The following is a 1582-nucleotide window of genomic DNA, read 5'->3' on the forward strand; positions in this document are numbered from 1 at the left end:
AAAGATATGAAAAAAAAAATAAAATTTAGTCATTTATGCTTTTTGATTGGCACTGGAACAGCTTTTTATGCTTTTAGTGTTGATGCGAAGCCAGTTAAGAAAAAAAGTAAACAAAATCAGCAGGTTCAGGAAAATCCGAAAAGTGAGAAGTCCTTTTATAATGATGGATATCAGGATGAAATTGAGGTTAGAAATGAACTAGCTCAATTGCGCAATGAATTCAAAAACAGGATGACAGAGACTGATTGGTCGGACCTGTGTGAATTTATAGAGAATAATATCCTACCCCGCGTTAAAGATGGAAAGCTTCCCCAATTGAGCAGGGAATTGCAGAGCTCGATTAGTGGCGCCTTTCTTCTGTTGTCTTATGCTTCAAGCAGCGACCTTGTGAAGCATTTTAAGAAAAATTTAGCCGGTATGGTCTCTGAGTTACTCAATTCGGAAGATTTTTTTGATAAAGCACAGAGTCAGCATCAGATTCTTAAGCCGGATACCCTCCATCAGACGAATCGTCCTAAGGAGCAGACTTCTTTTAGGAATGGTGATTATCGAGAGGCAATTGAGGTTAGAAATGTACTAGTTCAATTGCGCAATGAACTCAAAGAAAGGATCACAGATGCTGATTGGTCGATCATCTGTGATTTTATAGAGATCAGTATCCTACCTCGCGTAAAGGATGGACAATTGTCCCAATTGAGCAGGGAATTGCGGGGCGCGATCAGCAACGTCTTAGAAACGAATCCTGATCGTTCAAGCGGCGACCTTGTGGAGTATTTTAAGCAAAATTTAGCCGGTATGGTCTCTAAGTCACTCAATGCAGAAGATTTTTTTGATAAAGAACAGAGTCAGCATCAGCAGTGGACGGATCAATTTCAAATACCTCAACAGCGAGTTCCGCAAGTTAATCAGGGGGATACCGTTTCAGTACAGAAAAATCCAAGGGGGAAACGTCTTGGTAATGACGTATATAGCTTGCTTGAAAAGCAATACGTTTCTTTTTTTCCCCTTTTGGAGCCTCAGAGAGAAATATTGGATCAGCTAGAAATTCCTTTTACACAGCAATCTACAGTAAGTAATAACGAAAGAAAGTATTATTTACAATTTTCGACTCCTCCTGTGGAGAAGGGGCTTGAAGAAAAAATTTTTTACTTTGAAGACAATTCTAAGAAGAATAAAGAATTTAAAAATGAATTGATGAAAACGCATTACGTTAATTGCAAAACACTTCTGATACCTCAACAAGATTTTCTCAGTTCACAAGGTATTTCCTTTAAAGTGAGGAAGATAAATTTTGGAGGAAAAGATACTTATTATTTATTCTTCGATCAAAATTTATTCTCAGATCCTATTACAAAAAAAGTTAAGCTGAGTTTAGTAAAAAACTTTCAATTACTCTAAAAAAGTCTTGAAAAAGACTTTTTTCTTCCTTCACCAAGGAAAAAAATTCTTTAAAATTTTTTTATTTTCATAATGGACACAGTCTTTCGAACTCTTTTAAATAGAATAGAATTATAATGTTAACTAAGCTTGACAAGAGTAAATTTTTTTGGTAAAATAAATGAAGTTTTTATTAACTTTAATA

Annotated in this window: 1 protein-coding gene; it reads left to right on the forward strand. The window is 35.3% G+C overall.

The genetic code is table 11. The features are described 5' to 3' along the window. Window positions 1-1398 (forward strand): hypothetical protein (locus HCUR_RS00595; RefSeq protein ID WP_207760838.1); only part of this gene is annotated, 1398 nt, incomplete at its 5' end. Between the last annotated feature and the right edge of the window lie 184 nt (window positions 1399-1582).

The organism is Holospora curviuscula (assembly GCF_002930195.1).
In the GTDB taxonomy this organism is placed as follows: domain Bacteria; phylum Pseudomonadota; class Alphaproteobacteria; order Holosporales; family Holosporaceae; genus Holospora; species Holospora curviuscula.